The organism is Stenotrophomonas sp. 89682_Sma (assembly GCF_056481405.1).
This window is the reverse complement of record NZ_CM151147.1, coordinates 2,666,421-2,691,371: the sequence shown is the minus strand read 5'-3', so window position 1 is coordinate 2,691,371 and position 24,951 is coordinate 2,666,421. Positions and strand designations below refer to the sequence as shown.

Genomic DNA, 24,951 nt, shown 5'->3' with positions numbered 1-24,951 from the left:
GGGGGAGGAGCCGTCAGTACCGCATGCGACCGCGTGCGCCTTCCAATGACGAAAGCGCATTCAGTTATACATCACAGGTTCTTAACGACCGGGATACCCCGTTCGTGCGCGTCTGGGTTCTGGGATGGAACTGCGCCAGGCGTTCCCGGGACCGAGGAGGAGGTAGAGTCGACTGTTAGTCGACTGCTCTTCCGTACCCTTGCCGGAAACCTCATCCCCCCGCGCTACGCGCGAGAGTCGACTGACAGTCGACTCTACCGGGGGCAGCGCCATTACCGGGACAGCGCCGTCTGCTGCCGCATCACGGCCGCAGCAGCACCTTGCCATTGCGTCCCGACCCAGCACCGGCCTTCGCTGCCTCGGCGATATCGTCCAGCGCGAAGATCTGCTCCACCGGCAGGGTCAATTCCCCCTGCGCCGCACGCTTCAGCAGCTCGCCAACCAGCCTGCGCTTGTCCTCAACCGCCATCGCCTGACTGACCTTGCTGCCCCAGAAGCCCTTCACCGTGGCTTCCTTGTAGATCAGGCCGCCGGCGGGGATGCGCATGGGTTCGCCGCTCATCACGCCGAACGACACCAGCGTGCCGTGGTGGCCGAGCAGGTCGACCAGGTCAGCGCTGGCGTCGCCGCCGATGGAATCCACCGCGGCTGCGGCCTGCGTTTCGCCTGTGGCTCCACGCACGCGATCCTTCCAGCCTTCTACCGAGGTGTCGAATACATGATCGATGCCGAGCGCCTGCAATTGCGCCACGGCGGCGGCGTTGCGCACCAGGTTGGCGACATGAACGCCACGCGCCTTTGCCAACATCGCCAGCGACTTGCCGACCGCGCCGTTGGCGGTGTTCTGCACGACCCATTGCCCCGCTTCGACATGCAGGAATTCCAGCAGCATCAGCGCACTCAGCGGCATCGCAATCAGCTGCGCGGCCATTTCGTCGGGGATCGCCTCCGGCATCGGAATCACCATGCGTGCCGGTGCAATGAACGCCTCGGCCCAGGTGCCGTGTACCGAGGCGGCGGCAACCCGCTGGCCGATCTGCAGGCCGTCGACGCCATCGCCGAGTGCATCGACCACGCCCAGTGCTTCACTGCCACCGATCGCCGGCAGCGTCGGCTTGTAGCCGTACAGGCCACGCACGGTCAGCAGGTCGTGGTTGTGGATCGAGGCCAGCACGGTGCGGATGCGCACCTCGCCGGGGCCGGGCTCGGGCAGGGTGGCATCGGCAATGGCGAGGACGTCGGCCGGGTTGCCGAAGGAGGAGTACTGGGCAGCGCGCATGGGCGGTGTTCCGGTGAAAGTTGATGTTGTACCGAACTGGGGGCGCAGGGGATGTCGACAAGGCGTCGCCGCTGCAACACGGCATCCTGCGACTGATCGTCGCGACATGTGTTGATTACCGCATCTTGTGTTGACGAGTTCGGATATCCCCACTATGTTGTGGCCGTCACTCCCGGTCAGCCGCCGCCGCCGGACATGCAGCAAACGTCCCGCGGCCCGCCCCTGAGGCTTGCCGTGTCGACGCGGCCGCCATCGCGCGGACCCAGATCGCCCCCACGGCCCGGATACCGGCCGCAGGCGCAGGCAATTGCCGACGACCTGGTGTTCCCCTGCTATGGCATCCCACCCCGACCGCCCCGTGCGCCGGTATCGCGTGCAGGGCCGCCACGGCATCGACCGCCAACGCGCGAGCGAGCCTGGAGTTCCACCACCATGACCGACAGTACTTTCCGCGTGGCCGATCTGGCCGGCGCTGGCGACGCCTTGCGCGCCGGTGGCGAGCGCGTGCCGACCTGGATCACCAAGGAGGCCGGTAACCGCCGCCTGCCGTTCGACGCCGAGCGCCTGCAACGCAGCATCGATACCGTGCATGCCGAGTTCCCGCAGCTGGATGTGAGCGACTATCGCCGCGTGGTGCAGGCGATGGTCGAGCGCAAGCCCAGCCTCAGTGCCGATGATCTGGTCGACCTGCTGATCCGCGAGGCCGAGTCGCGCGTGGACCTGGTCGCGCCGGAGTGGGAACAGTTTGCCGCGCGCATCTACCTGCGGCGCCTGTACAAGCGCGCCAGCCGCAACCGCTTCTACGATGTCAGCCTGAAGTACGGTTCGTATGTCGGCCTGCAGGAGAGCCTGGCCGATCGTGGCATCTACAGCAACGACATCCTGCGCTGTTATTCCAAGGAAGAACTGCAGCAGGCCGGCGACATGATCGACCCGGAGCGCGACCGCCTGTTCGCGTACAACGGCCTTTACCTGCTGGCCACGCGCTACCTGGCCAGCGATCGCAGCCGCGAGGTCTACGAACTGCCGCAGGAGCGCTGGCTGACCATTGCGCTGTACCTGATGCAGGAGGAGAAGCCACGCGAACGGCGCATGCAGCTGGTCGGCGAGGCGTACTGGGCGCTGTCCAACCTGTACATGACGGTGGCCACGCCGACCCTGGCCAACGCCGGCAAGGTCGGCGGCCAGCTGTCCAGCTGCTTCATCGACACGGTGGATGACAGCCTGCAGGGCATCTATGACTCCAACACCGATATCGCCCGCGTGTCCAAGCATGGCGGCGGCGTGGGGGCCTACCTGGGCTATGTGCGCAGCAGCGGTGCGCCGATCCGTGGCGTGCCCAATTCCTCCGGTGGCGTGGTGCCGTGGATCAAGCAGCTCAACAACACCGCCGTATCGGTGGACCAGCTCGGCCAGCGCAAGGGCGCGGTGGCGGTGTACCTGGATATCTGGCACCGCGATATCGAGGCCTTCCTGGATCTGCGTCTGAACAACGGCGACCAGCGCCTTCGCGCGCACGATGTGTTCACCTCGGTGTGCGTGCCGGACCTGTTCATGGAGGCGGTGGAGCGGCGCGCCGACTGGTATCTGTTCGACCCGCACGAAGTGAAGAGCGCCAAGGGCTGGTACCTGCAGGACTTCTACGATGAGAAGCGAGGATCGGGCAGCTTCCGCGACCGCTACGCCGAGCTGGTGGCCGACGAGCGCATCAGCCGGCGTACGGTGAAAGCCATCGATCTGTTCAAGCGGATCATGCTGAGCCAGCTGGAAACCGGCAACCCGTTCCTGTTCTATCGTGACGAGGTCAACCGCAGGAACCCGAACAAGCACGCGGGCATGGTCTATTCCAGCAACCTGTGCACCGAGATCCTGCAGAACATGAGCCCGACGCGGATGATCCAGGAGATCGTCAGCGGCGACCAGATCGTGACCACACGCCGTGCCGGTGACTTCGTGGTCTGCAACCTGTCCTCGATCAACCTTGGCCGCGCGATCAGTGCGCCGGATGACCTGCTGGCTACCGATGTGCTGGAGCGGCTCATTCCGATCCAGGTGCGCATGCTCGACAACGTGATCGACCTCAACGCGCTGCCGGTGCCGCAGGCCACGATCACCAACCGCAAGTACCGGGCCATCGGCCTGGGCACGTTCGGCTGGCATCACCTGTTGGCACAGCAGGCGATCCAGTGGGAATCGCCGGACGCCGAGGCGTTGGCCGACCGCCTGTACGAGCGCATCAACTTCCTGACCATCCAGGCCAGCGCACAACTGGCCAAGGAGAAGGGCAGCTATCCGATGTTCGCCGGAAGCGACTGGCACAACGGTCGCTATTTCCGTGACCGCGACTACAGTGGCGCCGCGTGGGACAGCCTGGCGCGCGAGGTCGCCACCCACGGACTGCGCAATGGCTGGCTGCTGGCGGTGGCGCCGAACATGAGCACCGCGCAGATTGCCGGCTCCACGGCCTCCATCGACCCGATCTACAGCGCGTTCTACTACGAGGAAAAGAAGGACTTCCGGCGGCCTGTCGCCGCACCGGGCCTGTCGCTGGAAACCTGGCCGTACTACGAGAAGGGCGCCTACAAGGTCGACCAGTTTGCCAGCGTGCGCCAGAACGCGCGGCGGCAGCGCCACGTCGACCAGTCGATCAGCTTCAACCTGTACGTGCCCAGCACCATCCGCGCCAGCACGCTGCTGGAGCTGCATCTGACGGCCTGGCGCGAAGGGCTGAAGACCACCTACTACGTGCGCTCCAACGACATCGACATCAGCGAATGCGAGTGGTGCGCCAGCTGATCGCCGGCGACCCACGGTAGTGCCGGCCGCTGGCCGGCAACACCCGTGATCTTCGGTAGTGCCGGCCGCTGGCCGGCAACACGATAGAAAGAGAACGAAGGCATAAAACCATGGCAACCCCCCTCGACCGCATCAAGATCCTCGAACCGCGCCATCCCAACCGCAGCACCGGCATCATCAACGGCCGCACCAGCGGCATCCTGAACTGGAACGACATTCCGTACCCGTCGTTCTATCGGGCCTACAAGGAGCTGTCGACCAACTTCTGGATTCCCGACGAGGTGGACATGAAGCTGGATGCGCGCCAGTACGGCGAGCTGTCCGGGCGCGAGAAGAACGCTTACGACTCGATCATCGGCCTGCTGGCCACGCTGGATTCGCCACAGACGCGCTTCATCTACAACGTGGCCGAGTACATCACCGACCCGGCTGCACATGCCAATGCGGCGATCATCGGCCAGCAGGAGGTGATCCACAACGAGAGCTACAGCTACGTGCTGGCCTCGATCACCGACCTGCCGAACCAGAACCGCATCTTCGAGATCGCCCGTACCCACCCGACCATCATCAAGCGCAACGCGCCGATCATGGGGGCGTATGACGATTTCATGCGCGAGAAGACCGCCGAGACCCTGCTGAAGTCGCTGATCCAGTCCTCGATCCTGGAGGGCATCAACTTCTATTCCGGTTTTGCCTACTTCTACAACATGGTGCGGCAGAACCGCATGACCGGCACCGGCAAGATCATCAGCTTCATCAATCGTGACGAGCTGGCCCATACCAAATTCATCAGCGAGCTGATCCGCGCCATCATCGGCGAGAACCCGGAACTGCAGACCAACGAGTTGACCGCCTACGTGCACCAGGCCTTCGAGCACGCCATCGAACTGGAGACCCAGTGGTCGTCGGAGGTGCTGGACGGCATCGACGGCATCGATGTCGAGGAGATGACGCGCTACGTGAAGTACCGGGCCAACAAGATGGCCGGCATGCTCGGCATCGAGCGCCTGTACAGCGATACCACCGACAACGTGATGCCGTGGATCAAGGCCTACGCCGATAACTTCACCGAAACCAAGACCGACTTCTTCGAGATGCGCAATGCAAGCTACAAGAAGACCAACGTCGACAACGGCTTCGACGATCTCTGAGCCGAGCGCGATGCTGCGCATCCTGCTGGTGGTCGCTTCGCTGAGCGGCAACACGCGCGAACTGGGCCGTCTGATCGCCGAGCGCTGCCGTACGGCCGGCCATGCGGTGCACTGGCACGAGGCCGACGACCTGCGCCAGGCGCCGCCATTGGCGGCCGACGAGGCCGACCTGGTGCTGCTTGGCTGCTGGACCGACAACGCGGGGCGTACGCCTGCGGAGATGAAGGCGTGGGTGGCCGGCATTGCCGAGCGCGGCGAGCGGCCCCGGCAGCTGGCGGTGTTCGGTACCGGCGAGACGCAGTGGGGGCAGGAGTACTACTGCGGCGCCGTGCACCGGCTGATCCGCTACTTCCGCAGCGACTATCCGCCGCTGGAGATCGAACAGATGCCGCATGGCGTTCGCCATGCCGAGGCCATCAATGCCTGGACCGATGCGGTCTTGGCCCATTACTGGAGCAATACCGATGCAGATCATCGACGCCACCACGCCTGAGCAGTTCCAGCAGCTGCTGGCCGAACACCCGCGGGTGCTGGTGGATTTCCACAAGGACCAGTGTCCCGGCTGCCGGATGCTGGAGATGTCGTTGCACCGGGTAGCTGCCAGCAGTGCGGGGCAGGGAACCACCCTGCTGCGCGTGCAGCTGGAGGTGCTGGGCGAGGCGTTCTTCAGGCAGCTGGGCCTGCTCCAGACGCCTACGCTGGCGTTGTTCCGTGACGGCGACGAACGCACGCGCCTGGCCGGTTTCCAGTCACCGCAGCAGATCGAGGCCGCGATCGCGTTGTACCTATAAGGCCAGGGTGGTTGCATCGGTAGCGCCGGGCCATGCCCGGCGACCGTTCGTGTGATCCTGATTTCTGTAGAGCCGAGCCCATGCTCGGCTGCCGTTCGCGCGGTGCGCGATGAGTCGAGCATGGCTCGACTCTACAAGGGCATCCACGCATGGCGTGGATCTACCGGGGCAGGGGCCGCGCATTTGGCGTCACCTGCCGCTGAATGTATCCACCAGCAGCTTCACGTTCAACGCCACGATCACCAGTGCGATCACCCAGGCAATCGCACCCAGCCAGCGCGGTGCCACCAGCGCCCCCATCGTCACCTTGTCGGTCACGATCCGCACCAGCGGGATGATCGCGAACGGCAGCTGCATCGACAGCACCACCTGGCTCAGCACCAGCAGCTTCACCGCGCCCTCGTCGCCGAACAGCATGATCACCACCACCACCGGAATGATCGCCAGTGCGCGCGTGATCAGCCGACGCAGCCACGGCGGCAGGCGCAGGTGCAGGAAGCCTTCCATCACGATCTGGCCGGCCAGCGTGGCGGTCACTGTCGAATTCAGGCCTGAGGCCAGCAGGGCAATCGCAAACAGTGTCGCTGCAGCGCCCACGCCCAGCATCGGTGCCAGCAGCTGGTGGGCCTGTTCGATGTCTTCCACATCAAATCGGCCGTTGGCATGGAACACCGCTGCGGCCAGGATCAGGATGCTGGCGTTGATGAACAGTGCCAGGGTCAGTGCGAGGGTACTGTCGGTCACTGCCCAGCGCAGGGCGCTGCGACGGCCCTCATCGGTGCGCGGATACGCGCGGGTCTGCACGATGGACGAATGCAGGTACAGGTTGTGCGGCATCACCGTAGCGCCAATGATGCCGATGGCGATGTACAGCGCGTGCGGATCGGTCACCACCTGGGCGCGCGGAATGAACCCGCCCAGCACCTCCATCACCGGTGGCGCGGCCAGTGCGATCTGCACCATGAAGCAGCCGAAGATCACCATCAGCAGCGCGATCACGAACGCTTCCAATGCGCGGAAGCCGCGGTTCATCAATAGCAGTACCAGCAGCGTGTCCAGCGCGGTGATCACCGCGCCCCAGAGCAGGGGCAGGTCGAACAGCAGCTTCAGCGCGATCGCGGTGCCGATCACCTCGGCCAGGTCGCAGGCGATGATCGCCGCCTCGCACAGCGCCCACAGCGCCAGATTGACCGGCTTCGGGTAGCGCGCGCGACAGGCCTGGGCCAGGTCCATTCCGGTGGCGATGCCCAGCCGTGCCGACAGTGCCTGCAGGATCACCGCCATCAGGTTGGAAATGAGGATGACCGACAGCAGCAGGTAGCCGAAGCGCGAACCGCCGGCGAGGTCGGTGGCCCAGTTGCCCGGGTCCATGTAGCCGACCGAGATCATGTAGCCCGGGCCGAGGAAGGCCAGCAGGCGGAACCACCAGTGCCCCTTGTCGGGCACCGCCACCGAGGCATTGAGCGCGCCCAGGCTGGCCGGGGTGGGGGCCGAAGGGTCGCGGGGCGCCAGGGTGTTCATGGGTCCGAATATAGCTCCTGCTATAGTCATTAGCAATGTGAAACAATCGTCTTTATCGCGTTACTGGTCCAGAATTCAGTTTCAAACCCGGAGTAGACCGGAAGGACAGGCGCAGGCGTGGGCAAGACCGACGATTCGACATCGCTGAAAAGCACCCCCTTGATCGAGGCCGAGCGCCAGGTCGAGAGCTTCCGGCAAGTGCGCGAGGCGCACCGGATGGAGCTGGTGGAGGACTATGTCGAGCTGATCTCGGACCTGCTGGCCGATGGCGGCGAGGCCCGCCAGGTCGACATCGCCACCCGCCTGGGCGTGGCCCAGCCCACGGTGGCGAAGATGCTACGGCGCCTTGCTCGTGATGGCTGGGTGGTGCAGCGGCCGTACCGCGGTGTGTTTCTGACCCCGGAAGGCGAGGCGCTGGCCCATGCCAGCCGCCAGCGTCACCAGACCGTGGAGCGTTTCCTGCTGGCGCTGGGCGTGGACGCGGATACCGCGCGGCGCGATGCCGAGGGCATCGAGCACCATGTGAGCGAGCAGACGCTGGCGTTGTTTGAAGCTTTCGTGCGCAAGGCCGAGGGCGAGGCGCCGTAACGGTAGCACCGGGCCATGCCCGGCGGCCTTTCGCGCGATCCCGGTTTTTGTAGAGCCGAGCCATGCTCGGCTGCCGTTCGCACGGTGATGGATTGCGTCGAGCATGGCTCGACGCTACAGGTCAGGCGGACATCGCGCCTGTTCCTGCGCACACGCCTGTTTCGTCCATTCCTTCAATACCGGCTGCAGGCCTTCATAGCGCCGGCCTTGCCATCCATTGGCCAGCACCTTGCCGTCGGCATCGATCAGCACCAGGTTCGGTGGTGCCAGCCCAGCCAGGGCCTGCAGCGCCGGCATGCGCGCGGCGCGGCGCGGGTCCAGCACCGGCCACGGCATGTCCTGCGCGTGCATGTAGCGGCGCAGCGCACTCTCGCTCTCATCCAGACTGACGTACACCACTTCGGTATCGGCGCCGGCCTCGCGCAGCGCGTCGCGTACGCTGCGCAACGTGGGTACGAAGGCATGGCACGGTGCACACCAGTCGGCACCGAAGTACAGTGCCACCAGCTTCGGCGGCGGCGTCCACTGCATCGGCCGCAGCGAGCGCTGTTCCGGCCGCATCAGCGAGGCCGAGACCTGCGCGTGCAGGTCCGCAGCCATCGCCGGCGCGCCCAGCAGCAGGGCACAGGCCAGCAACAGCGCTCGTAGTGGCTCAGAACGCATAACGCAGGTTGACGTACCACGAGCGCGCGAAACGCGGCCCGTAGACGTAGTCGCTGTCACGCAGCGCGCCTACCTCCAGATCCTTCTGGCGCTGATCGAACACGTTCTTGACGCCCGCGGCCACCGACACTTCCTGCTGTGCCTGTGCGCCCAGATGCCGGTGCCAGCGCGCGCCAAGATCGGTGACCAGGAACGAACGTGTGCGGTGCAGTTCGCCCAGCCGGTTGTTCAGCACCGACATCGGGCCGGTATGGCGCAGCGCGACGAAGGTTTCCCACGGCTCGGCGGGCATCCAGCTGAGCTGGGCCAGGCCGGTCCAGCGCGGGGTTTTCAGGTAGTCGCGGCTTTCGATGACGGTGTCGCCACCGTCGCCGGTGTCGTCGAAGATGCGCTGCGGTTCGCGGAAGCGCGAGCGGTACCACGATGCACCCGCGGTGAGGCGCCACTGCGGCGATGGCTGCCAACCGAGATTGGTTTCCGCGCCCAGCACGTTGGAGCCGGAAGCGTTGTAGCGCAGCTGGCTCAACTGTCCGTCATCGCCGCGCTGGATCTCGCCCAGTGCGAAGGTGTCGCGGATTCGTGCATAGGAGGCGGTGGCATCCCAGCTCCACACCGGATTGGCCGGGTCCGATCGCCAGTCGAAGCCGAACAGGGTGGTCAACGCGCGCTCTTCCTTGAGACCGTCGGTGTTGCGCACGCGCACCTGTTCGCCACCCAGCGTATCGACATGCACATCCTCGACGAAGATCTCCGGTGCGCGGAAGCCGGTGGCGATACCGGCCCGCCACTTCAGGTTTGGCGTGGCCTGCCAGGCCAGCGCGATGCGCGGCGAGAACACCGCGTTGTCCAGCTCCGAGCTCTTGTCCACGCGCGCACCCAGCACCAGGTCAACGTTGTCGCGCAGGCTCCACTCGTCCTGGATGAAGGCGCCCAGGTTGTGGAAGGTGGCATCCTCCAGCACGGCAATACGCTGCCCGTCACCGGTGCGGTTGTCGTCGCGCAGCGCCTCGTGCTTGTACTGCACGCCGAAGGCCAGCGCATGCGCACCCAGCCGCCAGTTCAACTGGCTGTCGATGTAGTGCAGCGGGTTGTGGGTGCGACCGTACTGGCGCCACGAACGCGAGGCCGCGCTGCCGGCCACGTTGTGGTCCAGCTGCGACGGGTCATAGCCGGGCGCTGAGGGATCGGTAACGACGTCGCCCAGACCGCCGTAGAAACTGTCGCGGTCGATGTCGGCGAAGGCGTATGCCAGGCGGAAATCGACGTCGGCATTGATTTCCTGGTCCCACGACACGCTGCCGCGGCGGTATTTTGTATCCAGCGATTCGGCGATGTTGGCCAGGTATTCCGGCTGGTCCAGTCGGTTGCCGCCACGCCGGGTTTCATCGGTCACCTGCAGGTCCAGGCGCAGCCGCGTGCCCGGCGTGGGCGCATACCAGGCCTGCAGCCCGCCGACCTTGAGGTTCTTGCGGGTGATCTCGGTATAGCCGTCACCGTTGTAGTCGATGCCACTGTTCCAGTTGCGCTGGGCAATCACTGAAAGCCCCGCGTCGGCGTCTTTCGCCACCAGGTCCAGGCGCACGTCGGCATTCTTCTGCGGCGTGCCCTTCAGCACGTCCACGCCGGCCTGCACATGGCCGCCGCTGCGTGCAGGCAGCGGCGGAATCAGGTTGATCACACCGGCCACCGCGCCCGGGCCGTACAGCGCCGAGCCACCGCCCTTGACCACTTCGATGCGGTCGACGAAGCCGGCCGGAATCTGTTCCAGGCCATAGACGCTGCCCAGCGTGGACAGCAGCGGAATGCCATCGAACAACAGCTGGTTGTAGGCGCCGGGCAGGCCCAGCAACTGCACTTCGCTGGTGTTGCAGTTCTGGCAGTTGCTCTCCACGCGCAGGCCGTTGATCAGCTCGGCGGCGCGCGAGAAGTCGGTGGCCGCGCGCAGCGCGATGTCTTCCTTGCGCAGCACTTCGGTGCGGATCGGGACATCCGACAGCAGGCGTTCGCTGCGGGTGGCGGTGCTGACCTTGACCTGCACGCGGTCCAGTTCGGTCGGCTTCGGTGTGGTTGCCAGTGCGGGCAGCGGCAGGGTCAGGGCGATGGCGGCGGCCAAGGGCAGCCGACGGAAGAGGGGATTGGCAACGGGCATGGGGGCGTCGTCCTTGGGGGAAGAAAGGCGGCGAGGGCGACCTGGCTGACGCATATGAAAGCAGAGGGTTATAGATATAGCAACGGCTATATAAATAAGTCGGTGCAATCACAAAGCCGAGAGCGGGATCAGAACATCGCGGACGACGGTGTTATAACATTACAAATAAGTGCCAGAACCCTGCCGGATGTCATGCACGGCAGGGTGCGAGAGGAGTTGAGGAACGCCGCCCCAGGCCTGGGCCCGGGGCGGCGTTGGCCTTACCAGGCGGCGCGCAGACCCACCTGGGCACCGTGGTTGCGGTAGCCGCTGTCGCCACGCTGCACGCGCAGGTCACCCCATGCGCTCCAGCGCTGGCCCAGCTGCAGCTGGGCACCGGCCTGCACTTCGTAGCGGTTCTCCGGCGTCTTCGCGCTCAACGACTCGCTGTTGAAGCGCATCGACTCATCGCGCTGGCCACGCAGCCAGTTCGCTGCCAGGAACGGCTGCACGCGGTTGCCCTGCAGCGTGCCCTGGCCAAACAGGCGCACGCCGAGGCGGCTGTTGAGGCCGCCGCCGCGACCCTCTTCGACCGTGGTGCCATTGGCCTCGACCAGGCTGTCGCCGTCGTAGTCGGTCCAGGTCAGCTGCGCCTGCGGCTGCAGGTACAGCGTGCTGGCCTCGCTGCTGCGGATGGCCCAGGCATAGCCGGCTTCCAGCGACGCGCTGCGGGTCCTGGAGTCGTAGCTTTCGCGGGCGATGCCTTCGCCTTGTACCTCGTTGTCGAAGCGCGCCGCCTGCAGCCAGCCGTCCACGTACAGGCCAGCACTGCTCTGTGCATCCTGCACCCAGCCCAGGTAGACACCGGCCGACTTGCCCTTGACCTTGCCGCGCGTGCCGTAGCCGCTCAGCGTCGACACTGCCTGCGTGGTCGCCTCGCCGCTGCCGAGCATCACGCCGACCTGGCCACGACCATCGGCCCAGCGCCAGACATCGCTGCCCAGTTGCAGGGTGTTTATGTGGGTGCGGGCATCGACCTGGCCGGCCACGTTCGCCTGCAGCTGGTCACGCCCGGCGCGCACCCAGGTGCCGCTGCGGGCGCGGTCGAAACCGGGCTCGCCACGGTCGTGGCGACGCAGCTGGAACATCTGCACGGCCGCGGCCTGGTTGGCCAGGTACGCGCCCGGCTCCGGACGCAGCACGGGGACCGGATCGACCGGATCGATGGGATCGACCGGGTCCACAGGGTCGACCGGATCGACGGGCTTGCACTCCGGCAGCGACGGATTGATGTCGCAGGGATCGCCGGTGTAGGCCGAGGTCAGGTACCAGTTGCCGTTGTTGGCGCCCGGAGTGCCCTTGCGCAGGAAATACTCGTACATTCCACCGATGGCGCGGCCCTGCAGCGCGAGGTGGCCATTGCTGGCACCGTCCACCTGCACCAGCGGAATGCCGTTGACGGTCTGGGCACCGGCGCCGGCAATGTTGTTGACGGTGACCTGGGTGGTACCACTGGTATCGCCGGTGACGTGCATGCGCGAACTTGCTGCGTCGTCGCCGGCCAGCACCGTGTTGAAGTGCAGGGTGCCGCCATTGCCGGTGTAGTTGCCGTTGACGGTCAGCTGCGGATAGGCCGCAGTGTTTGCAGCACCAAGGAAAATGTCACTTCCCGCGCCCAGGGTGAGGTTGCCGGTGTTGCTGTCGCCGGACAGCGTCCAGCGACCGCCCTGATCGACGATGACGTCGGCCGGGCCGAGGATGCGGCCGGTGAGGTCGAGGCCGTCGAGCAGGCTGATCTTTGCGGTGGCGGTATCGGCGATGGTGATGTCGCCGTTGAGCTTGGAGGTGCGGGCGGTGAAGTCGAGCAGGGCGTTGTCGCGCGCTTCGATCATTACGCTGTTGCCGCCCGTGAGCGTGGCGCCGTTCTGAGCGGTGATACGTACGGTCTCGTCACCGCTACCGCGGGTGACGAGGATTGCGCTCCCCGCGGTTCCGGCGACCGAGGATCCATCGATTGTCAGTCCCCACTCGCTGAAGTTCTCCGCAAATCTTGTATCACCGTTGTAATTGACGGAGATGCCGTTGGTATCCCCTTTGACGGACGTCCCGGCGTTGAGATTGACCGTGGCGCCGGTGACGAGAATTCGGCTGTTGAACAGGGTGGCTTCGCTATCGAGGCGACCACCAGCCGATGCGGCGAAAGAGATGCCTCCTGTTCCGGCGACGGTGCTTCGAATCAACGACACATGAGAGCGTGGAAGCGCAGAAGCACCCACAGTCGTGGACAGCGTGATACGGCCGTCGATATTCGAGTCCTGGATGACGGCATTGCTGTTGATCAGAGTGTTTATGCCTCCCCCGGTGACCGTGGCGTTCTGCAGTGCGATGGAAGCAGGGGCGCTGCCCGCGTAGCGACCGGTGATCGTGGATGTTCTGGCGTTCTGGACGATCAGCGTTCCACCATTGACGGAGAAGGTCTCACCTTCCAGCGTGCTGCCAGGCGTGACAGTTACTGTCTGCCCGGGGTTGACGGTTGCTGCGCCGGTTGCGCCTGCGGCACTGAAGAGCAATGAGGCGATTATGGCCAGGCCCAGTCGTGATCGCACTGGGGGAGTGGAAGCAAGCATCGGCGTGAACTGCGTCATACGCATGGGTGTTTCTCCTTGAAGCAGTTGGGTGTGGCCCGCATCCGCAGGGCCAAAGGCGGCACTGTGCGGATCGGGTCTTGCCTGGGCCATGCAATTGCAATTGATCGAGAACGCGGGGCGCGTTAGGGAAGTGGGCGGAGCAGAATTCAGTCTTTGAATCTGCTCCTCGCGGGCATTTCGCCGAGTAGGGAGAGCCTTACCAGGCGGCGCGCAGACCCACCTGGGCACCGTGGTTGCGGTAGCCGCTGTCGCCACGCTGCACGCGCAGGTCACCCCATGCGCTCCAGCGCTGGCCCAGCTGCAGCTGGGCACCGGCCTGCACTTCGTAGCGGTTCTCCGGCGTCTTCGCGCTCAACGACTCGCTGTTGAAGCGCATCGACTCGTCACGCTGGCCACGCAGCCAGTTTGCCGCCAGGAACGGCTGCACGCGGTTGCCCTGCAGCGTGCCCTGGCCAAACAGGCGCACGCCGAGGCGGCTGTTGAGGCCGCCGCCGCGACCGTCTTCGACCGTGGTGCCATTGGCCTCGACCAGGCTGTCGCCGTCGTAGTCGGTCCAGGTCAGCTGTGCTTGCGGCTGCAGGTACAGCGTGCTGGCCTCGCTGCTGCGGATGGCCCAGGCATAGCCGGCTTCCAGCGACGCGCTGCGGGTCCTGGAGTCGTAGGTCTCACGGGCGATGCCTTCGCCCTGCACCTCGTTGTCGAAGCGCGCCGCCTGCAGCCAGCCGTCCACATACAGGCCGGCACTGCTCTGTGCATCCTGCACCCAGCCCAGGTAGACACCGGCCGACTTGCCCTTGACCTTGCCGCGGGTGCCATAACCGCTCAGCGTCGACACCGCCTGTGTGGTCGCCTCGCCGCTGCCGAGCATCACGCCGACCTGGCCGCGGCCATCGCCCCAGCGCCAGACATCACTGCCCAGTTGCAGGGTGTTGATGTGGGTGCGGGCATCGACCTGGCCGGCCACGTTTGCCTGCAGCTGGTCGCGTCCGGCGCGCACCCAGGTACCGATGCGGGCGCGGTCGAAACCGGGCTCGCCGCGGTCGTGGCGACGCAACTGGAACATCTGCACGGCCGCGGCCTGGTTGGCCAGGTACGCGCCAGGCTCCGGGCGCAGCACGGGGACCGGATCGACCGGATCGGTGGGATCGACCGGGTCCACAGGATCGACCGGATCCACCGGGTCCACCGGCGTGCACTCCGGCAGCGATGGATTGATATCGCACGGATTGCCGGTGTAGGCCGAGGTCAGGTACCAGTTGCCATTGGTGGCACCCGGCGATCCCTTGTGCAGGAAGTACTCGTACATGCCGCCGATCGCGCGACCCTGCAGGGTGAACCTGCCATTGCTGGCACCGTCCACCTGCACCAGCGGAATGCCGTTGACGGTCTGTGCGCCAGCACCGGCAATGTTGTTGACGGTGACCTGGGTGGTGCCGCTGGTATCGCCAGTGACGTGCATGCGCGAACTTGCCGCGTCGTCGCCGGCCAGCACGGCGTTGAAGTGCAGGCTGCCGCCATTGCCGGTGTAGTTCCCGTTGACGGTCAGCTGCGGATAGGCCGCCATACCCGCGGCACCGAGGAAGATGTTGCTGCCCGCACCCAGGGTGAGGTTGCCGGTGTTGCTGTCGCCGGACAGCGTCCAGCGGCCGCCCTGGTCGACGATGACGTCGGCAGGGCCGAGGATGCGGCCGGTAAGGTCGAGGCCGTCGAGCAGGCTGATCTTCGCTGTAGCGGTATCGGCGATGGTGATATCACCCTTGAGCGTGGACGTGCGCGCGGTGAAGTCGAGCAGGGCGTTGTCGCGCGCTTCGATCATGACGCCGTTGCCGCCGGTAAGCGTAGCGCCGTTCTGAGCGGTGATGCGGACGGTCTCATCAATGTTGGCGCGCCCGATGGAGATTGCTGCGCCTGTCGCCCCTTCCACCCGGGACGCGTCCACCAGAACGCCCCACGTGCTTTGATTGTCGGCTTGGCCTGAAGCGCCCGTTCCGTATGAGATGCGGAGTCCGTTGGTCTCCCCAGATGCCAGCGAGCCGGACCGCAGGTTTACTACTGCTCCACCGATGACAATTGCAGAGGTTCCAACAAAACGGCTTCCTTCCGCGTCCAATGTTGCACCTGCGTTCGCTCCAAAACCGAGCAAGCCTGCCACGCCGAACTGACTGTTGATGGCGAGCAGATGAGAGCGGGGGAGATCGTTGGCACCCACTGCGGTTGCAAGCAGGAAACGATCATTGATGATTGAGTCGCGGATCACTGCTGAGCTGTTCAGCAATCTGGTCCAGGGGAGGCTGGTCGCTGCATTGAGTACAGCGTTCGTCAGAATCAGCTGGGCAGGTCGGCCAGATGAATACACGGCGTCTATGCGGGCCGTAGTGGCGCCTTGCACAATCAATGTTCCGCCGTTGACATTGAACGACTGTCCTTCAAGAGGGCTTCCGCTTGTGACCGTTACGGTCTGGCCTGGATTGACGGTCGCTGCGCTGGCGGCACCAGAAGTAGCAATCAGCAATGCTGTGGCAACAGCCCGAGCTAGATCGGATTGGTTCCTGGTGAAAGGAAACTTCGGCATGAACTGCATCGTGCGCATGGGTGTTTCTCCTTGCAGCTGTTGGGTGGGACCTGCATCCGCAGGACCGGAGGCGGCACTGTGCGGTTCGGGTCTTGCCTGGGCCATGCAACTAATCTGAAACGCCTGCAGCGACACCGATTGGGTTCAAACGCCGTTCATTGACGTATTCAGCTGAATGGGCCGCGGTGCCGGAATAGTTCACGACAGGTGATGACGTCATGAAGATCGTGTCGGAATTGCGCAAAGCCCTATTCACATATGTAGATATGTGATGGCTGATTCAGTTCATGCGGACGCGCGGCAACGCGCTGCCGCAGTGCAGCAGTCCGCGTGATTCGTGCGTGAGGAACGCGACGCAGGCAGGGCCGCGCGATGGCAACCCATCAACGGCGTGGGAATCAGCCGCGGCGGAACGCGGCGGGGGTGCGGGCGCCGACGATGATCATGCGGATCATCGTGGAGATCTGCTCAACAAGCTCCGGATCCTTCTCCGGCGGCAGGTCCATGGCGGTGGCGCCCATCGCGAACACCAGCCGGGTGATGGCCTTGGCCACCAGTTCGGGGGCATGCAGCACGGCACCGTCCAGCGCGGCCAGGCGCACCAGGTCGTGCTGCAGCTCTTCCTCGAAATAGTGCAGCTCACGTTCGACCGCGTGCTTGAAGTCGTCCGAACCCACCGCGCCTTCGCGCAGCAGCACGTGCAACAGCTTGTCGTCGGCGCGCAACTGTTCCATGAAGGTCTCCACCGAAACCCGCACCACGCTGGTGGCGGTTGAGGTGGCACGCTGGCGGGCCTCGCCGATGATGGTGCGCAGCGAGCGGCCGGCGGCGTCGATCAGCGCCACGGCCAGTTCGTCCATGTCGCGGAACTGCCGGTAGAAACTGTTCGGCGCGATGCCGGCCTCACGTGCCACTTCGCGCAGGCTGAGCGTGGACAGGCTGCGGTGCGGCCCGATCAGTTTCAGGGCGGCGGCCAGCAGATCCTCGCGGCTCACCGTACGGCGGGCCGGGCTGTTGGCATCTTCGGGCGTCGACAAGGCGGTGGCGGCGGCCATGGGGGTTCCGGTGGGGCGAGGCTGAATCATACCCAATCCGGTTCAATATACACATGTATACACAGGTGTATGTGCGCCCGTATAGTGCGCCCATGAGCGCTGTCGTCCGTCCGTCCCTGTTCTCTCCGTACCGCTGGGTGTCGCCGTCGCTGTTCGATTTCTGGGCGGGCCAGCTCAATCCCCTGTGGACCCTGCGCGAGCCGATGGCCCGCCTGGTCCGGCGCGAGCCGGCCGGCGAGGGCGCGGCGACCCTGGTCCTGCGCACCAACCGGCACTGGGCCGGCATGCGTGCCGGCCAGCACGTCACCCTCGGCGTCGAGATTGAAGGACGCCTGTGGCAGCGCAGCTACAGCCCCACCGCACTGGGTCGGCGCGAGCTGGCGATCACCGTCAAGGCGATCGACGGCGGCCGGGTCAGCCAGCATCTGGTCAACCACGCGCAGCCGGGCGAACTGTTCCGCCTCGATGCCGCCTTCGGCGAGTTCCATATGCCGGCCGCGGCGCCGGTGCTGCTGCTGGCGGCTGGCAGTGGCATCACGCCGATGCGCAGCCTGTTGCGCGACGCCTGCCAGCGCACGCTGGCGGCGCCGGTGGACCTGTTCTACTGGGAGCGCACCGCCGCCCATCTGCAGTTCCGTGATGAACTGCAGGCGCTGGCCGCGGCCCATCCGAACCTGCGCGTGCACCTGCTGGCCACCCGCGAGGGTGAGGTGCCGGCCGCGCGAATCGATACCCATGATCTACAGGTGGCCGGCGATGACACGCCGCTGGCGCAGCGCCATGTGCTGGCCTGCGGCCCGGACGGCTTCGTTGCTGCTGCGCGTGAGCGCCTGGCGCACCAGGTGGCTGGCTTCCAGGCCGAAGCCTTCACCCCGCCGGCGCCGCTGCGCGATGCCAGCAGCGAAGGCGAGGTGTCGCTGACGCTTGCGCGCAGTGGCCGCCAGCTGAGCGTGCCGCGTGGCCGCTCGCTGCTGGAAAGCCTCGAAGCCCATGGCATCAAGCCCAAGCATGGCTGCCGCATGGGCATCTGCAATACCTGTAGCTGTGATCGCGTCAGTGGCGCCACCCGCCACCTGCGCACCGGCGACCTGCAGTCCGAATCGGCACAGCCGGTGCGGATCTGCGTGAGCGCACCGACCACCGACCTGACCCTGGATCTCTGAGGACGCCTGCCATGACCCGCGCTACCGACCGTGCCTTGAGTACTGCCGAGATGCATGCCTTCGGCGAGGAACTCGACGCGATCCGCGACCGTGTGATCGACAGCCTCGGCGCCTCCGATACCCGCTATATCCGCCGCGTGGCCGCCGCCGTGCGCTGGTTCGGCGTGGGTGGCCGTGGCCTGCTGTTCCTGGCGGCGTTCTCGCCACTGTTCTGGATGCCGCTGCTGTGGCCGGCCGCGATCACCGGCACGCTGCTGCTGGCGCTGTCGAAGATCCTGGAGAACATGGAGCTGGGCCACAACGTGATGCACGGCCAGTTCGACTGGACCGGCGATCCCAAGCTCAACGGCAACACCTACGAGTGGGACATCGTGGCCACCGCCGACAACTGGCGCAAGACCCATAATTTCCGCCACCACACCTACACCAACGTGCGCGGCATGGACGATGACATCGGCTACGGCCTGCTGCGCATCTTCCCGGAACAGCGCTGGAAGCCGTTCTACCTGCTGCAGCCGATCATCGCGCCGATCTTCGCGCTGCTGTTCCAGTGGGGCGTGGCCGCGCAGGACCTGCGCCTGGGTCGCTGGCTGAAGGGCCGCATCAGCGGCCGTGCGATGTGGCTGCAGACCCGCCCGGTAGCGCGGAAAATGGCCCGCCAGGTGCTGAAGGACTACGTGTTCTTCCCGCTGCTGGCCGGCCCGTTCTTCCTCACCGTGATGCTGGGCAACATGGTGGCCAACGGCCTGCGCAACATCTGGACCTACGTCATCATCTTCTGCGGCCACTTCACCGCCGAATCGGAAACGTTCCCGAAGGAGTGCCTGCGCAATGAATCGCGTGGCCACTGGTACCTGCGCCAGCTGCGCGGTTCGTCCAACATCAGCGGCGGCTTCCTGATCAACGTGCTGTCGGGCAACCTCAGCCACCAGATCGAGCACCACTTCTACCCGGACCTGCCGGCCAACCGCTATGCGGCCATCGCCAAGGAAGTGAAGGACATCTGCCGCCGCTACGGCCAGCACTACAACAACGGCTCGCTGCCGCGCCAGTTCGGCCAGGTGGTCTGGCGCATCCTGCGCCACGCGTTCCCGAGCAAGCCGCGCCGCCTGCCGATGTCGGACATCATGTCCGCACCGGCATCGGCCAACGCGGGCTGATCGACTCAGCCCGCCTTCGCAAGGGCCGCCTGTTCGCGGTCCAGGCGACGCAGGAACACCTGCATTTCCTTGCGTGCCTGCTGGTCGCCCTTGCTGCCGGCCACGCTCAGCCCGCGCTGCCACGCTTCGCGCGCCGCCTGCGGCTGGCCACTGGCCAGCCAGGCCTTGCCCAGCAGCTTCCACGCTGCCGAATACTGCGGATCAAGGACCACGCAACGGCCCAGATGGGTGGCCGCGCGCACCGGGTTGCCGGCATCCAGCCAGCCCTTGCCCAGGCCGAAGCGCAGCAGTGCGCCGTCCTTGCCGCTGGCCAGCATGCATTCCAGAGCCTCGATGTTCATCAGCGCACCTCCACCAGCAGCTCGGCCGGTCCCGGCTGGAAGCGGCCGCGATGGAACAGCAGCGGTGCGCCGCCGTTCTCGTGCACTTCGATGATGCGGCCGGCCAGCAACAGGTGATCGCCCACCGGCCACTGTGCGTGGCGGGTACAGGTGAGATGCGCTACCGCACCGGCGATGCGTGGCGGGGCGTCCTCGTCGTCATCCAGCAATGCCAGGCCGTCGAAGCGGTTGCGTACCTGCGGATCGGCAAAGCGCCGGGCCAGTGCTTCCTGGTCGGCCGCCAGCACGCTGATCGCAAAGCGGGTGGCGCGCTGGAAAGTGGACAGGCTCTGCGCATGCAACGCCAGGTTCCACAGCACCAGTGGCGGCTGCAATGACACCGGCACGAACGAGTTGATGGTCAGGCCGACCGGCTTGCCCTGTGCATCGCGCGCGCAGACGATGGCCACGCCGGTGGGGAAGTGACCGAGCAGCCGCCGCAGTGCACGCGGCGGCATCTCGACCGACGGCACCGGCGCCGGGGCGGGGAAGACCCCCGCCCACGGCCCGGCGTACGGCAGTGTCTCTCCGCTCATGAGGCCCGGGCCTGGCGGTAGCGCCGGCCGACCTCGGCCCAGTTGATGATGTTGAAGAACGCACCGATGTAGTCCGGGCGGCGGTTCTGGTAGTGCAGGTAGTAGGCGTGTTCCCAGACATCCAGTGCGAGGATCGGGGTGTTGCCGGACAGGCCAACGGCTGCACCCATCAGCGGGCTGTCCTGGTTGGCGCTGCTTTCCACCTGCAGTCGGCCGTCGCGATCGCTGGTCAGCCAGGCCCAACCGCTGCCGAAACGGGTCTGCGCGGCCTTGGTGAAGGCGTCCTTGAAGGCATCGAAACCGCCGAGGTCGCGGTCGATGGCCGCTGCCAGTTCATCATCGGGTGCGCCACCGCTGGCGCTGAGCACGGTCCAGAACAGGCTGTGGTTGGCGTGGCCGCCGCCGTTGTTGCGGATGGCGCCGCGCTGCGCCTCGGGCACGGTATCGAGCTGGGCGATCAATGCCTCGACCGGCTGATCGGCGAGGCTGGCCTGTTCGATGGCGGCATTGAGGTTGTTGACGTAGGCCTGGTGGTGCTTGCTGTGGTGGATCTCCATCGTGCGCGCATCGAAATGCGGCTCAAGGGCGTCGTAGGCGTAGGGGAGCGGGGGAAGCGAGTACGACATCGAAGCAATCTCCGTGGGGAAGGCCAGAGGGCTGGCCGTGGGGAGATCGTTATCGCACCTCAACATTGGTTGAGGTCAAGGGGCAGGATTGAAATGCGTGAAAGGGAGCAAGAGCGGCATGGTAGTGCCGGCCGCTGGCCGGCAATCAGCGAAGGTTGGGTTGCCGGCCAGCGGCCGGCACTACCAGAACCCGCTTTCCGCATCCTTACCGGCGCGCTGAAGTGCTGCCTGCGCGCCTTCCCCACGTATCAACAAAGGCGCCGGCAGGCGAACCCGCTGCCAGCGTTATCATCAACTCAACCAATCCTTGCACGCACCATCCACCTGGTCCCCGCACGCCTGCTGCATCCGCTGCTGCAACCGCGCCAGCGTCTCCGCGCCCTGGTGCTTGCCGCTCCACGCCTTCAACTGCCCGGCCAGGCGCTCGAAGCGTTGGCGGGTGCGCTGGTGGTAGCCCGACGGCTGTGCCTCCAGCTCGGCGATCAGCGAGGCGGTCGCCTGCTCGATGCGTGGTGCATCGTCCGGTGCCAGCTTCAGCAGGCCTTCCACATACAGCACGCCCCACTGCACGCGGGTTGCCGGGCCCTGCGCGCCATCGTAGGCACGCTTCAGCCACTCCAGCGCACCGGCGGTGTCGCCGCGCTGCTCGGCCAGGTCGGCCAGTTCGGGCATGTAGTAGTACGGCTGCTCGCTGCGCTTCAGCTCTGCCAGCAACAACGACTCGGCGCCTGCGTCGTCGCCGACTTGGCGCAGTGCGTAGACCGCGCTGCTGATCGTGGCCTGGCGCGCATGCGCATCGGTGGCGGCAGCGTCGGCAGCGGCCACGCGCTGCTTGACCCGATCAACCAGTGCGGCGGGCAGTGCCCCCTTCGGCTGCTGCTGGCGGGCAAGGGATACTTCGGTCAGCGCACGCGACAATGCGTCGTCGGCGCGGTCGCCGCGCTCGGCATCCGCGCGCTCCAGTGCGACCAGCAACTGCTGCCCCAGCGTATTACTGGTAGCCGGCCCAGCACTGGCCAGCTTGACCAGCTGTGCGCCTGCATAGCCCAGCAGTTCACGGTTGCGGCGAACCTCTGCGGGCTGTGCCAGCACCGCCTGCAGCAGCTCGCGCACTTCGGTGGGCGGTGCATCCGGCTTTTCCGCAGTAGCCAATGCCAGCAGGGCGAAGCGGCGCTGCAGGGCGGCATCCGGTGCGGTCCTGGCAAGCTGGCGCAGCACGTCGGCACTCTTGTGATCACCAGCCAGGCGATTGGCGTCCACTTCCCAGCCGTAGTCGCCCAGCACCTGCCAATCCTCGGTAGCCAGCCTGTCCGGCGTGGCAAGCGCGGTGGCCAGCGTAGCGGCGACCGCGCTGCGACGGCCGGCGGCTACGGTCAGTGCGCGGGTCAGTTCGGCTGCATCGTTGCCACCGGCCACACGGGTGATTTCGTTGCGCTCCGGGTCGAGCACGATCAGGGTCGGGTAGCCGCGCACGCCGAAGCGTTCACCCCAGGCCTGCGCACCTTCCTCGTCGCCATCCAGATAGACCGGCACGAACTTGCCGGTCAGCGCGATGAAGGCGGGGTCCTTGAAGAGGCCGGCCTTGAGCTGGTTGCACGGCGGGCACCAGACCGCGCCCCAGTACAGCAGCACCGGCTTGCCGCTGTCGGCGGCCTCGGCGAAGGCATCGTCCACATCGCCCTGGCGCCAGGCGATGGCCGTGGCCGGTGCGGGTGCTTCGGCGGAATTGGCGGTGGAAACCGGGGCCGGGGTGCAGGCGCTCAGCGCCGAAGCCAGCAGCAACACGGAAAGCGCGACGCGCATCGGCAGCATCTCGAAGGGCAGGGTGACAGGCCATTGTAGGAACGGCCGGGGAGCCTGCTGATTCAGTTTGCTCATGACGGGCGTGCAGCAGGGCATGACGCCCGCCAGGCATTGCCGGGCGGATGCCCTCAGGCCGCTGCCCGCACCATCTGCTGATACACCAGCCCATTGAACTCGCCGACATCGCCGTCCAGCACGAAGCCGTAGCGCAGGTAGGTTGGCACTGCATTGAGGGAAGCACGCACGGTCAGGACCGGCTCGCGCACCTGCGGCAGCACCGCCTCGAACAAGGCGTGGCCGATGCCCTGGCCCTGGCAGGCGGGATCGACGAACAGCATCGCAAGGTGCCGGCCCGCCTTCAGTTCGATCACGCCGACGACGCGGTCCTCCTGCTCGGCGACCAGGATCTGGTTGTCGCCCTGCAGGCGCACTCCGAATGCGTCGGCGGCGGCGACACTGGCGAACGTGGCGATGCCGTCCGCGCCGAGCGTCGGTGCTACCGCTGCGTTGAACGCGGCCAGGCACACCGCACTGATCGCGGGCAGGTCATCGACACGTGCGGGGCGGATCTTCGGCATGCAGTGTTCTTCCGGTGGTGGGCGGCGCGTCATCGTTGCCCCATGCCTGCACGCTAAGCTGCGGGCATGAGTGATTTCAATCCTGCTTACGCTGCCTTGTTTCCGCAACAGGGCCTGAGCCTGGGCCTGATGACGCCGGTGGCAGCGCACGGGCTGGCCGACTTGGGCGAAGCGAGGCGCATTGCTCGGCTGGCCGATGACCTCGGCTTTGCCGCGCTGTGGACGCGCGACGTGCCGTTGATGGTGCCGCAGGGTCCAGATGCGACAGCCAGCGCGCTGGACGATCCGTTCCTGTGGCTGGGCATGCTGGCTGCGGCGACCGAGCGCATCGTGGTTGGCAGCGCGGCCATTGTGCTGCCGTTGCGCCAGCCGCTGCAGGTGGCGAAGTCGGCCTTGAGCCTGGACCGGATCAGTGACGGCCGCTTCGTGCTGGGCCTGGGTTCGGGCGATCGCCCGGAAGAGTTCGCCGCATTCGGCGAGGATCTGCAGGGCAGGGCGGCGACGTTCCGCGAACGCTGGACGTTGTTGCGCGCGGCGTTGTCACCGGAGGCCGAAGAAAGGGCAGCGGTAGTGCAGGCCACCGGTGGCTTCGACGTGCTGCCGGCCCCGGCCGCGCGCATTCCGATGCTGGTGGTGGGCACGGCGCGGCAGAGCCTGCAGTGGATCGCACGCGAAGCCGAAGGCTGGGCCACCTATCACCGCGAAGAGGCCGCGCAGGAAGGACGCATCGGCCTGTGGCAACAGGCGCAGGCGCAAGGCGCTGGGCCAGCCAAGCCGTTCGTGCAGTCGATGCTGCTGGATCTGCAGGCCGATCCGCAGGCGCCGCCCGAGCCGTTGCCGCTGGGGCTGAAGGTCGGCCGCGACGGCCTGCGCGACTACCTGTTGCGCGTGCATGCGCAGGGCGTGGGGCACGTGATGTTCAACCTGGTCGACAACGGGAGGCCGATGGACGCGGTGCTGCGTGAGATTGGGGAGCACGTTCTGCCATACACGCTCCGGTAGGTGTCCACCTTGGTGGACACGCTCCAGCAGTCGAGCACGGCTCGACTCTACATGGGGTTCGCATCTGCGTATCATTCGCATTTGATATCCCGATGCCGGAGCTTCGCGTGACCCAACGTTCCCCCATGCACCCGACCGGACGCCTGTTCGCCGCGGTCGCTTTCATCGAGGCCGTGACCTGGGCCGGCCTGCTCATCGGCATGTGGATGAAGTACGGCCCCATGGCCAACGTGGCGCTGGTGAAGCTGTTCGGGCCCCTGCACGGCGTGGCCTTCCTGGTGTACGTGGCAGTCACCCTGTTCGCCGCGGTGCGCCTGCGCTGGCCGTGGTGGGCCAGCGCCCTGGCATTGCTGGCAGCGATCCCGCCGCTGGTGACGCTGCCACTGGAATGGTGGTTCAAGCGTCGCGGCCTGCTGGGCCTGCGTGCAATGCGCTGAACCCACTGTTGCGCGCTCATTCAAGAGAATGGGTATCAAATGCAAATACGAGCCGTTATCATTTGAGGGTGGCA

The 24,951-nt window shown here is 66.1% G+C and carries 21 protein-coding genes; 9 read left to right on the top strand and 12 right to left on the bottom strand.

All coding sequences use genetic code 11. The annotated features are described in order from the left end of the window. Positions 1-301: 301 nt before the first annotated feature. Entirely contained in the window at positions 302-1,279 is a 978-nt protein-coding gene (locus ACZK29_RS12425) for a zinc-binding dehydrogenase (RefSeq protein ID WP_478446098.1), read from the bottom strand. A gap of 432 nt (positions 1,280-1,711) precedes the next feature. Here ACZK29_RS12425 and ACZK29_RS12420 point away from each other — a divergent pair, with 432 nt between their 5' ends. The 4 genes from ACZK29_RS12420 to ACZK29_RS12405 all read left to right on the top strand — a co-directional run bounded on the left by ACZK29_RS12420 (position 1,712) and on the right by ACZK29_RS12405 (position 6,017). Continuing rightward, complete coding sequence (locus ACZK29_RS12420) at positions 1,712-4,075, top strand: ribonucleoside-diphosphate reductase subunit alpha (RefSeq protein WP_478446097.1); 2,364 nt, start codon at positions 1,712-1,714, stop codon at positions 4,073-4,075. A 110-nt stretch (positions 4,076-4,185) separates the two neighbouring features. Further along, on the top strand, positions 4,186-5,226 hold the full coding sequence (locus tag ACZK29_RS12415) for a ribonucleotide-diphosphate reductase subunit beta (protein ID WP_049428423.1): 1,041 nt from the start codon (positions 4,186-4,188) through the stop codon (positions 5,224-5,226). A gap of 10 nt (positions 5,227-5,236) precedes the next feature. Further along, the gene (locus ACZK29_RS12410; protein WP_111203849.1) at positions 5,237-5,719 is read left to right on the top strand and encodes a flavodoxin; all 483 of its coding nucleotides are present in this window, start codon (positions 5,237-5,239) and stop codon (positions 5,717-5,719) included. After that, positions 5,691-6,017 (top strand): thioredoxin family protein, encoded by a 327-nt coding sequence (locus ACZK29_RS12405; protein ID WP_478446096.1) that lies wholly within the window; start codon positions 5,691-5,693, stop codon positions 6,015-6,017. Before ACZK29_RS12410 ends, ACZK29_RS12405 begins: the two co-directional genes overlap by 29 nt. A gap of 189 nt (positions 6,018-6,206) precedes the next feature. Here the strand turns inward: ACZK29_RS12405 and ACZK29_RS12400 are convergent, their stop codons facing one another. Beyond that, on the bottom strand, positions 6,207-7,538 hold the full coding sequence (locus ACZK29_RS12400) for an Nramp family divalent metal transporter (protein ID WP_111203847.1): 1,332 nt from the start codon (positions 7,536-7,538) through the stop codon (positions 6,207-6,209). Positions 7,539-7,655: 117 nt separating this feature from the next. Between ACZK29_RS12400 and mntR the strand changes: the two genes are divergently transcribed. Beyond that, entirely contained in the window at positions 7,656-8,126 is a 471-nt protein-coding gene (mntR, locus tag ACZK29_RS12395; protein WP_014647435.1) for a manganese-binding transcriptional regulator MntR, read from the top strand. 114 nt (positions 8,127-8,240) lie between these two features. Here the strand turns inward: mntR and ACZK29_RS12390 are convergent, their stop codons facing one another. The 5 genes from ACZK29_RS12390 to fabR all read right to left on the bottom strand — a co-directional run bounded on the left by ACZK29_RS12390 (position 8,241) and on the right by fabR (position 17,192). Further along, positions 8,241-8,789 carry a thioredoxin-like domain-containing protein gene (locus tag ACZK29_RS12390; RefSeq protein ID WP_478446095.1) on the bottom strand — a complete coding sequence of 183 codons (549 nt, stop codon included), beginning with the start codon at positions 8,787-8,789 and terminating at the stop codon, positions 8,241-8,243. After that, positions 8,779-10,938: a TonB-dependent receptor plug domain-containing protein gene (locus tag ACZK29_RS12385; protein WP_111203845.1), complete on the bottom strand. Its 2,160-nt coding sequence runs from the start codon at positions 10,936-10,938 to the stop codon at positions 8,779-8,781. Before ACZK29_RS12385 ends, ACZK29_RS12390 begins: the two co-directional genes overlap by 11 nt. Before the next feature lie 260 nt (positions 10,939-11,198). Next, positions 11,199-13,568 carry an autotransporter family protein gene (locus ACZK29_RS12380; RefSeq protein WP_478446094.1) on the bottom strand — a complete coding sequence of 790 codons (2,370 nt, stop codon included), beginning with the start codon at positions 13,566-13,568 and terminating at the stop codon, positions 11,199-11,201. 193 nt (positions 13,569-13,761) lie between these two features. Then, positions 13,762-15,381 (bottom strand): autotransporter family protein, encoded by a 1,620-nt coding sequence (locus ACZK29_RS12375; protein ID WP_478446093.1) that lies wholly within the window; start codon positions 15,379-15,381, stop codon positions 13,762-13,764. 1,154 nt (positions 15,382-16,535) lie between these two features. After that, positions 16,536-17,192 carry an HTH-type transcriptional repressor FabR gene (gene fabR, locus ACZK29_RS12370; protein ID WP_005409961.1) on the bottom strand — a complete coding sequence of 219 codons (657 nt, stop codon included), beginning with the start codon at positions 17,190-17,192 and terminating at the stop codon, positions 16,536-16,538. Positions 17,193-17,284: 92 nt separating this feature from the next. Between fabR and ACZK29_RS12365 the strand changes: the two genes are divergently transcribed. Together ACZK29_RS12365 and ACZK29_RS12360 are read left to right on the top strand one after the other, a co-directional pair. Continuing rightward, positions 17,285-18,355 (top strand): ferredoxin reductase, encoded by a 1,071-nt coding sequence (locus ACZK29_RS12365; RefSeq protein WP_478446092.1) that lies wholly within the window; start codon positions 17,285-17,287, stop codon positions 18,353-18,355. Between the two features lie 11 nt (positions 18,356-18,366). Beyond that, positions 18,367-19,515 carry a fatty acid desaturase family protein gene (locus tag ACZK29_RS12360; protein ID WP_099553346.1) on the top strand — a complete coding sequence of 383 codons (1,149 nt, stop codon included), beginning with the start codon at positions 18,367-18,369 and terminating at the stop codon, positions 19,513-19,515. 5 nt (positions 19,516-19,520) lie between these two features. On the opposite strand, the gene ACZK29_RS12355 is transcribed toward ACZK29_RS12360, so the two are convergent. The 5 genes from ACZK29_RS12355 to ACZK29_RS12335 form a co-directional block, all read right to left on the bottom strand. Further along, a complete protein-coding gene (locus ACZK29_RS12355) occupies positions 19,521-19,856 on the bottom strand; it encodes a tetratricopeptide repeat protein (RefSeq protein ID WP_008267331.1) in 336 nt (111 codons plus the stop codon). Beyond that, on the bottom strand, positions 19,856-20,431 hold the full coding sequence (locus ACZK29_RS12350; RefSeq protein ID WP_121503492.1) for a flavin reductase family protein: 576 nt from the start codon (positions 20,429-20,431) through the stop codon (positions 19,856-19,858). The genes ACZK29_RS12355 and ACZK29_RS12350 overlap by 1 nt, the downstream gene beginning before the upstream one ends. Then, positions 20,428-21,057 carry a superoxide dismutase gene (locus ACZK29_RS12345; protein ID WP_478446091.1) on the bottom strand — a complete coding sequence of 210 codons (630 nt, stop codon included), beginning with the start codon at positions 21,055-21,057 and terminating at the stop codon, positions 20,428-20,430. Before ACZK29_RS12345 ends, ACZK29_RS12350 begins: the two co-directional genes overlap by 4 nt. A gap of 291 nt (positions 21,058-21,348) precedes the next feature. Then, complete coding sequence (locus ACZK29_RS12340; RefSeq protein WP_111203839.1) at positions 21,349-22,869, bottom strand: thioredoxin family protein; 1,521 nt, start codon at positions 22,867-22,869, stop codon at positions 21,349-21,351. A gap of 119 nt (positions 22,870-22,988) precedes the next feature. Further along, positions 22,989-23,438, bottom strand: coding sequence for a GNAT family N-acetyltransferase (locus tag ACZK29_RS12335; protein ID WP_111203838.1), 450 nt, complete (start codon positions 23,436-23,438; stop codon positions 22,989-22,991). A 66-nt stretch (positions 23,439-23,504) separates the two neighbouring features. Here ACZK29_RS12335 and ACZK29_RS12330 point away from each other — a divergent pair, with 66 nt between their 5' ends. Both ACZK29_RS12330 and ACZK29_RS12325 read left to right on the top strand, forming a co-directional pair. Then, complete coding sequence (locus ACZK29_RS12330; protein WP_478446090.1) at positions 23,505-24,440, top strand: TIGR03571 family LLM class oxidoreductase; 936 nt, start codon at positions 23,505-23,507, stop codon at positions 24,438-24,440. A gap of 125 nt (positions 24,441-24,565) precedes the next feature. Continuing rightward, positions 24,566-24,877: a DUF3817 domain-containing protein gene (locus ACZK29_RS12325; RefSeq protein ID WP_032129991.1), complete on the top strand. Its 312-nt coding sequence runs from the start codon at positions 24,566-24,568 to the stop codon at positions 24,875-24,877. Positions 24,878-24,951: the final 74 nt, after the last annotated feature.

What these genes read in the sequence shown, in the direction of transcription:
- ACZK29_RS12425 (WP_478446098.1), bottom strand. Translation starts at nt 1,279, where the DNA reads ATGCGCGCTGCCCAGTACTCCTCCTTCGGCAACCCGGCCGACGTCCTC.
- ACZK29_RS12420 (WP_478446097.1), top strand. Translation starts at nt 1,712, where the DNA reads ATGACCGACAGTACTTTCCGCGTGGCCGATCTGGCCGGCGCTGGCGAC.
- ACZK29_RS12415 (WP_049428423.1), top strand. Translation starts at nt 4,186, where the DNA reads ATGGCAACCCCCCTCGACCGCATCAAGATCCTCGAACCGCGCCATCCC.
- ACZK29_RS12410 (WP_111203849.1), top strand. Translation starts at nt 5,237, where the DNA reads ATGCTGCGCATCCTGCTGGTGGTCGCTTCGCTGAGCGGCAACACGCGC.
- ACZK29_RS12405 (WP_478446096.1), top strand. Translation starts at nt 5,691, where the DNA reads ATGCAGATCATCGACGCCACCACGCCTGAGCAGTTCCAGCAGCTGCTG.
- ACZK29_RS12400 (WP_111203847.1), bottom strand. Translation starts at nt 7,538, where the DNA reads ATGAACACCCTGGCGCCCCGCGACCCTTCGGCCCCCACCCCGGCCAGC.
- ACZK29_RS12390 (WP_478446095.1), bottom strand. Translation starts at nt 8,789, where the DNA reads ATGCGTTCTGAGCCACTACGAGCGCTGTTGCTGGCCTGTGCCCTGCTG.
- ACZK29_RS12385 (WP_111203845.1), bottom strand. Translation starts at nt 10,938, where the DNA reads ATGCCCGTTGCCAATCCCCTCTTCCGTCGGCTGCCCTTGGCCGCCGCC.
- ACZK29_RS12380 (WP_478446094.1), bottom strand. Translation starts at nt 13,568, where the DNA reads ATGCGTATGACGCAGTTCACGCCGATGCTTGCTTCCACTCCCCCAGTG.
- ACZK29_RS12375 (WP_478446093.1), bottom strand. Translation starts at nt 15,381, where the DNA reads ATGATCGAAGCGCGCGACAACGCCCTGCTCGACTTCACCGCGCGCACG.
- fabR (WP_005409961.1), bottom strand. Translation starts at nt 17,192, where the DNA reads ATGGCCGCCGCCACCGCCTTGTCGACGCCCGAAGATGCCAACAGCCCG.
- ACZK29_RS12365 (WP_478446092.1), top strand. Translation starts at nt 17,285, where the DNA reads ATGAGCGCTGTCGTCCGTCCGTCCCTGTTCTCTCCGTACCGCTGGGTG.
- ACZK29_RS12360 (WP_099553346.1), top strand. Translation starts at nt 18,367, where the DNA reads ATGACCCGCGCTACCGACCGTGCCTTGAGTACTGCCGAGATGCATGCC.
- ACZK29_RS12355 (WP_008267331.1), bottom strand. Translation starts at nt 19,856, where the DNA reads ATGAACATCGAGGCTCTGGAATGCATGCTGGCCAGCGGCAAGGACGGC.
- ACZK29_RS12350 (WP_121503492.1), bottom strand. Translation starts at nt 20,431, where the DNA reads ATGAGCGGAGAGACACTGCCGTACGCCGGGCCGTGGGCGGGGGTCTTC.
- ACZK29_RS12345 (WP_478446091.1), bottom strand. Translation starts at nt 21,057, where the DNA reads ATGTCGTACTCGCTTCCCCCGCTCCCCTACGCCTACGACGCCCTTGAG.
- ACZK29_RS12340 (WP_111203839.1), bottom strand. Translation starts at nt 22,869, where the DNA reads ATGCTGCCGATGCGCGTCGCGCTTTCCGTGTTGCTGCTGGCTTCGGCG.
- ACZK29_RS12335 (WP_111203838.1), bottom strand. Translation starts at nt 23,438, where the DNA reads ATGCCGAAGATCCGCCCCGCACGTGTCGATGACCTGCCCGCGATCAGT.
- ACZK29_RS12330 (WP_478446090.1), top strand. Translation starts at nt 23,505, where the DNA reads ATGAGTGATTTCAATCCTGCTTACGCTGCCTTGTTTCCGCAACAGGGC.
- ACZK29_RS12325 (WP_032129991.1), top strand. Translation starts at nt 24,566, where the DNA reads ATGCACCCGACCGGACGCCTGTTCGCCGCGGTCGCTTTCATCGAGGCC.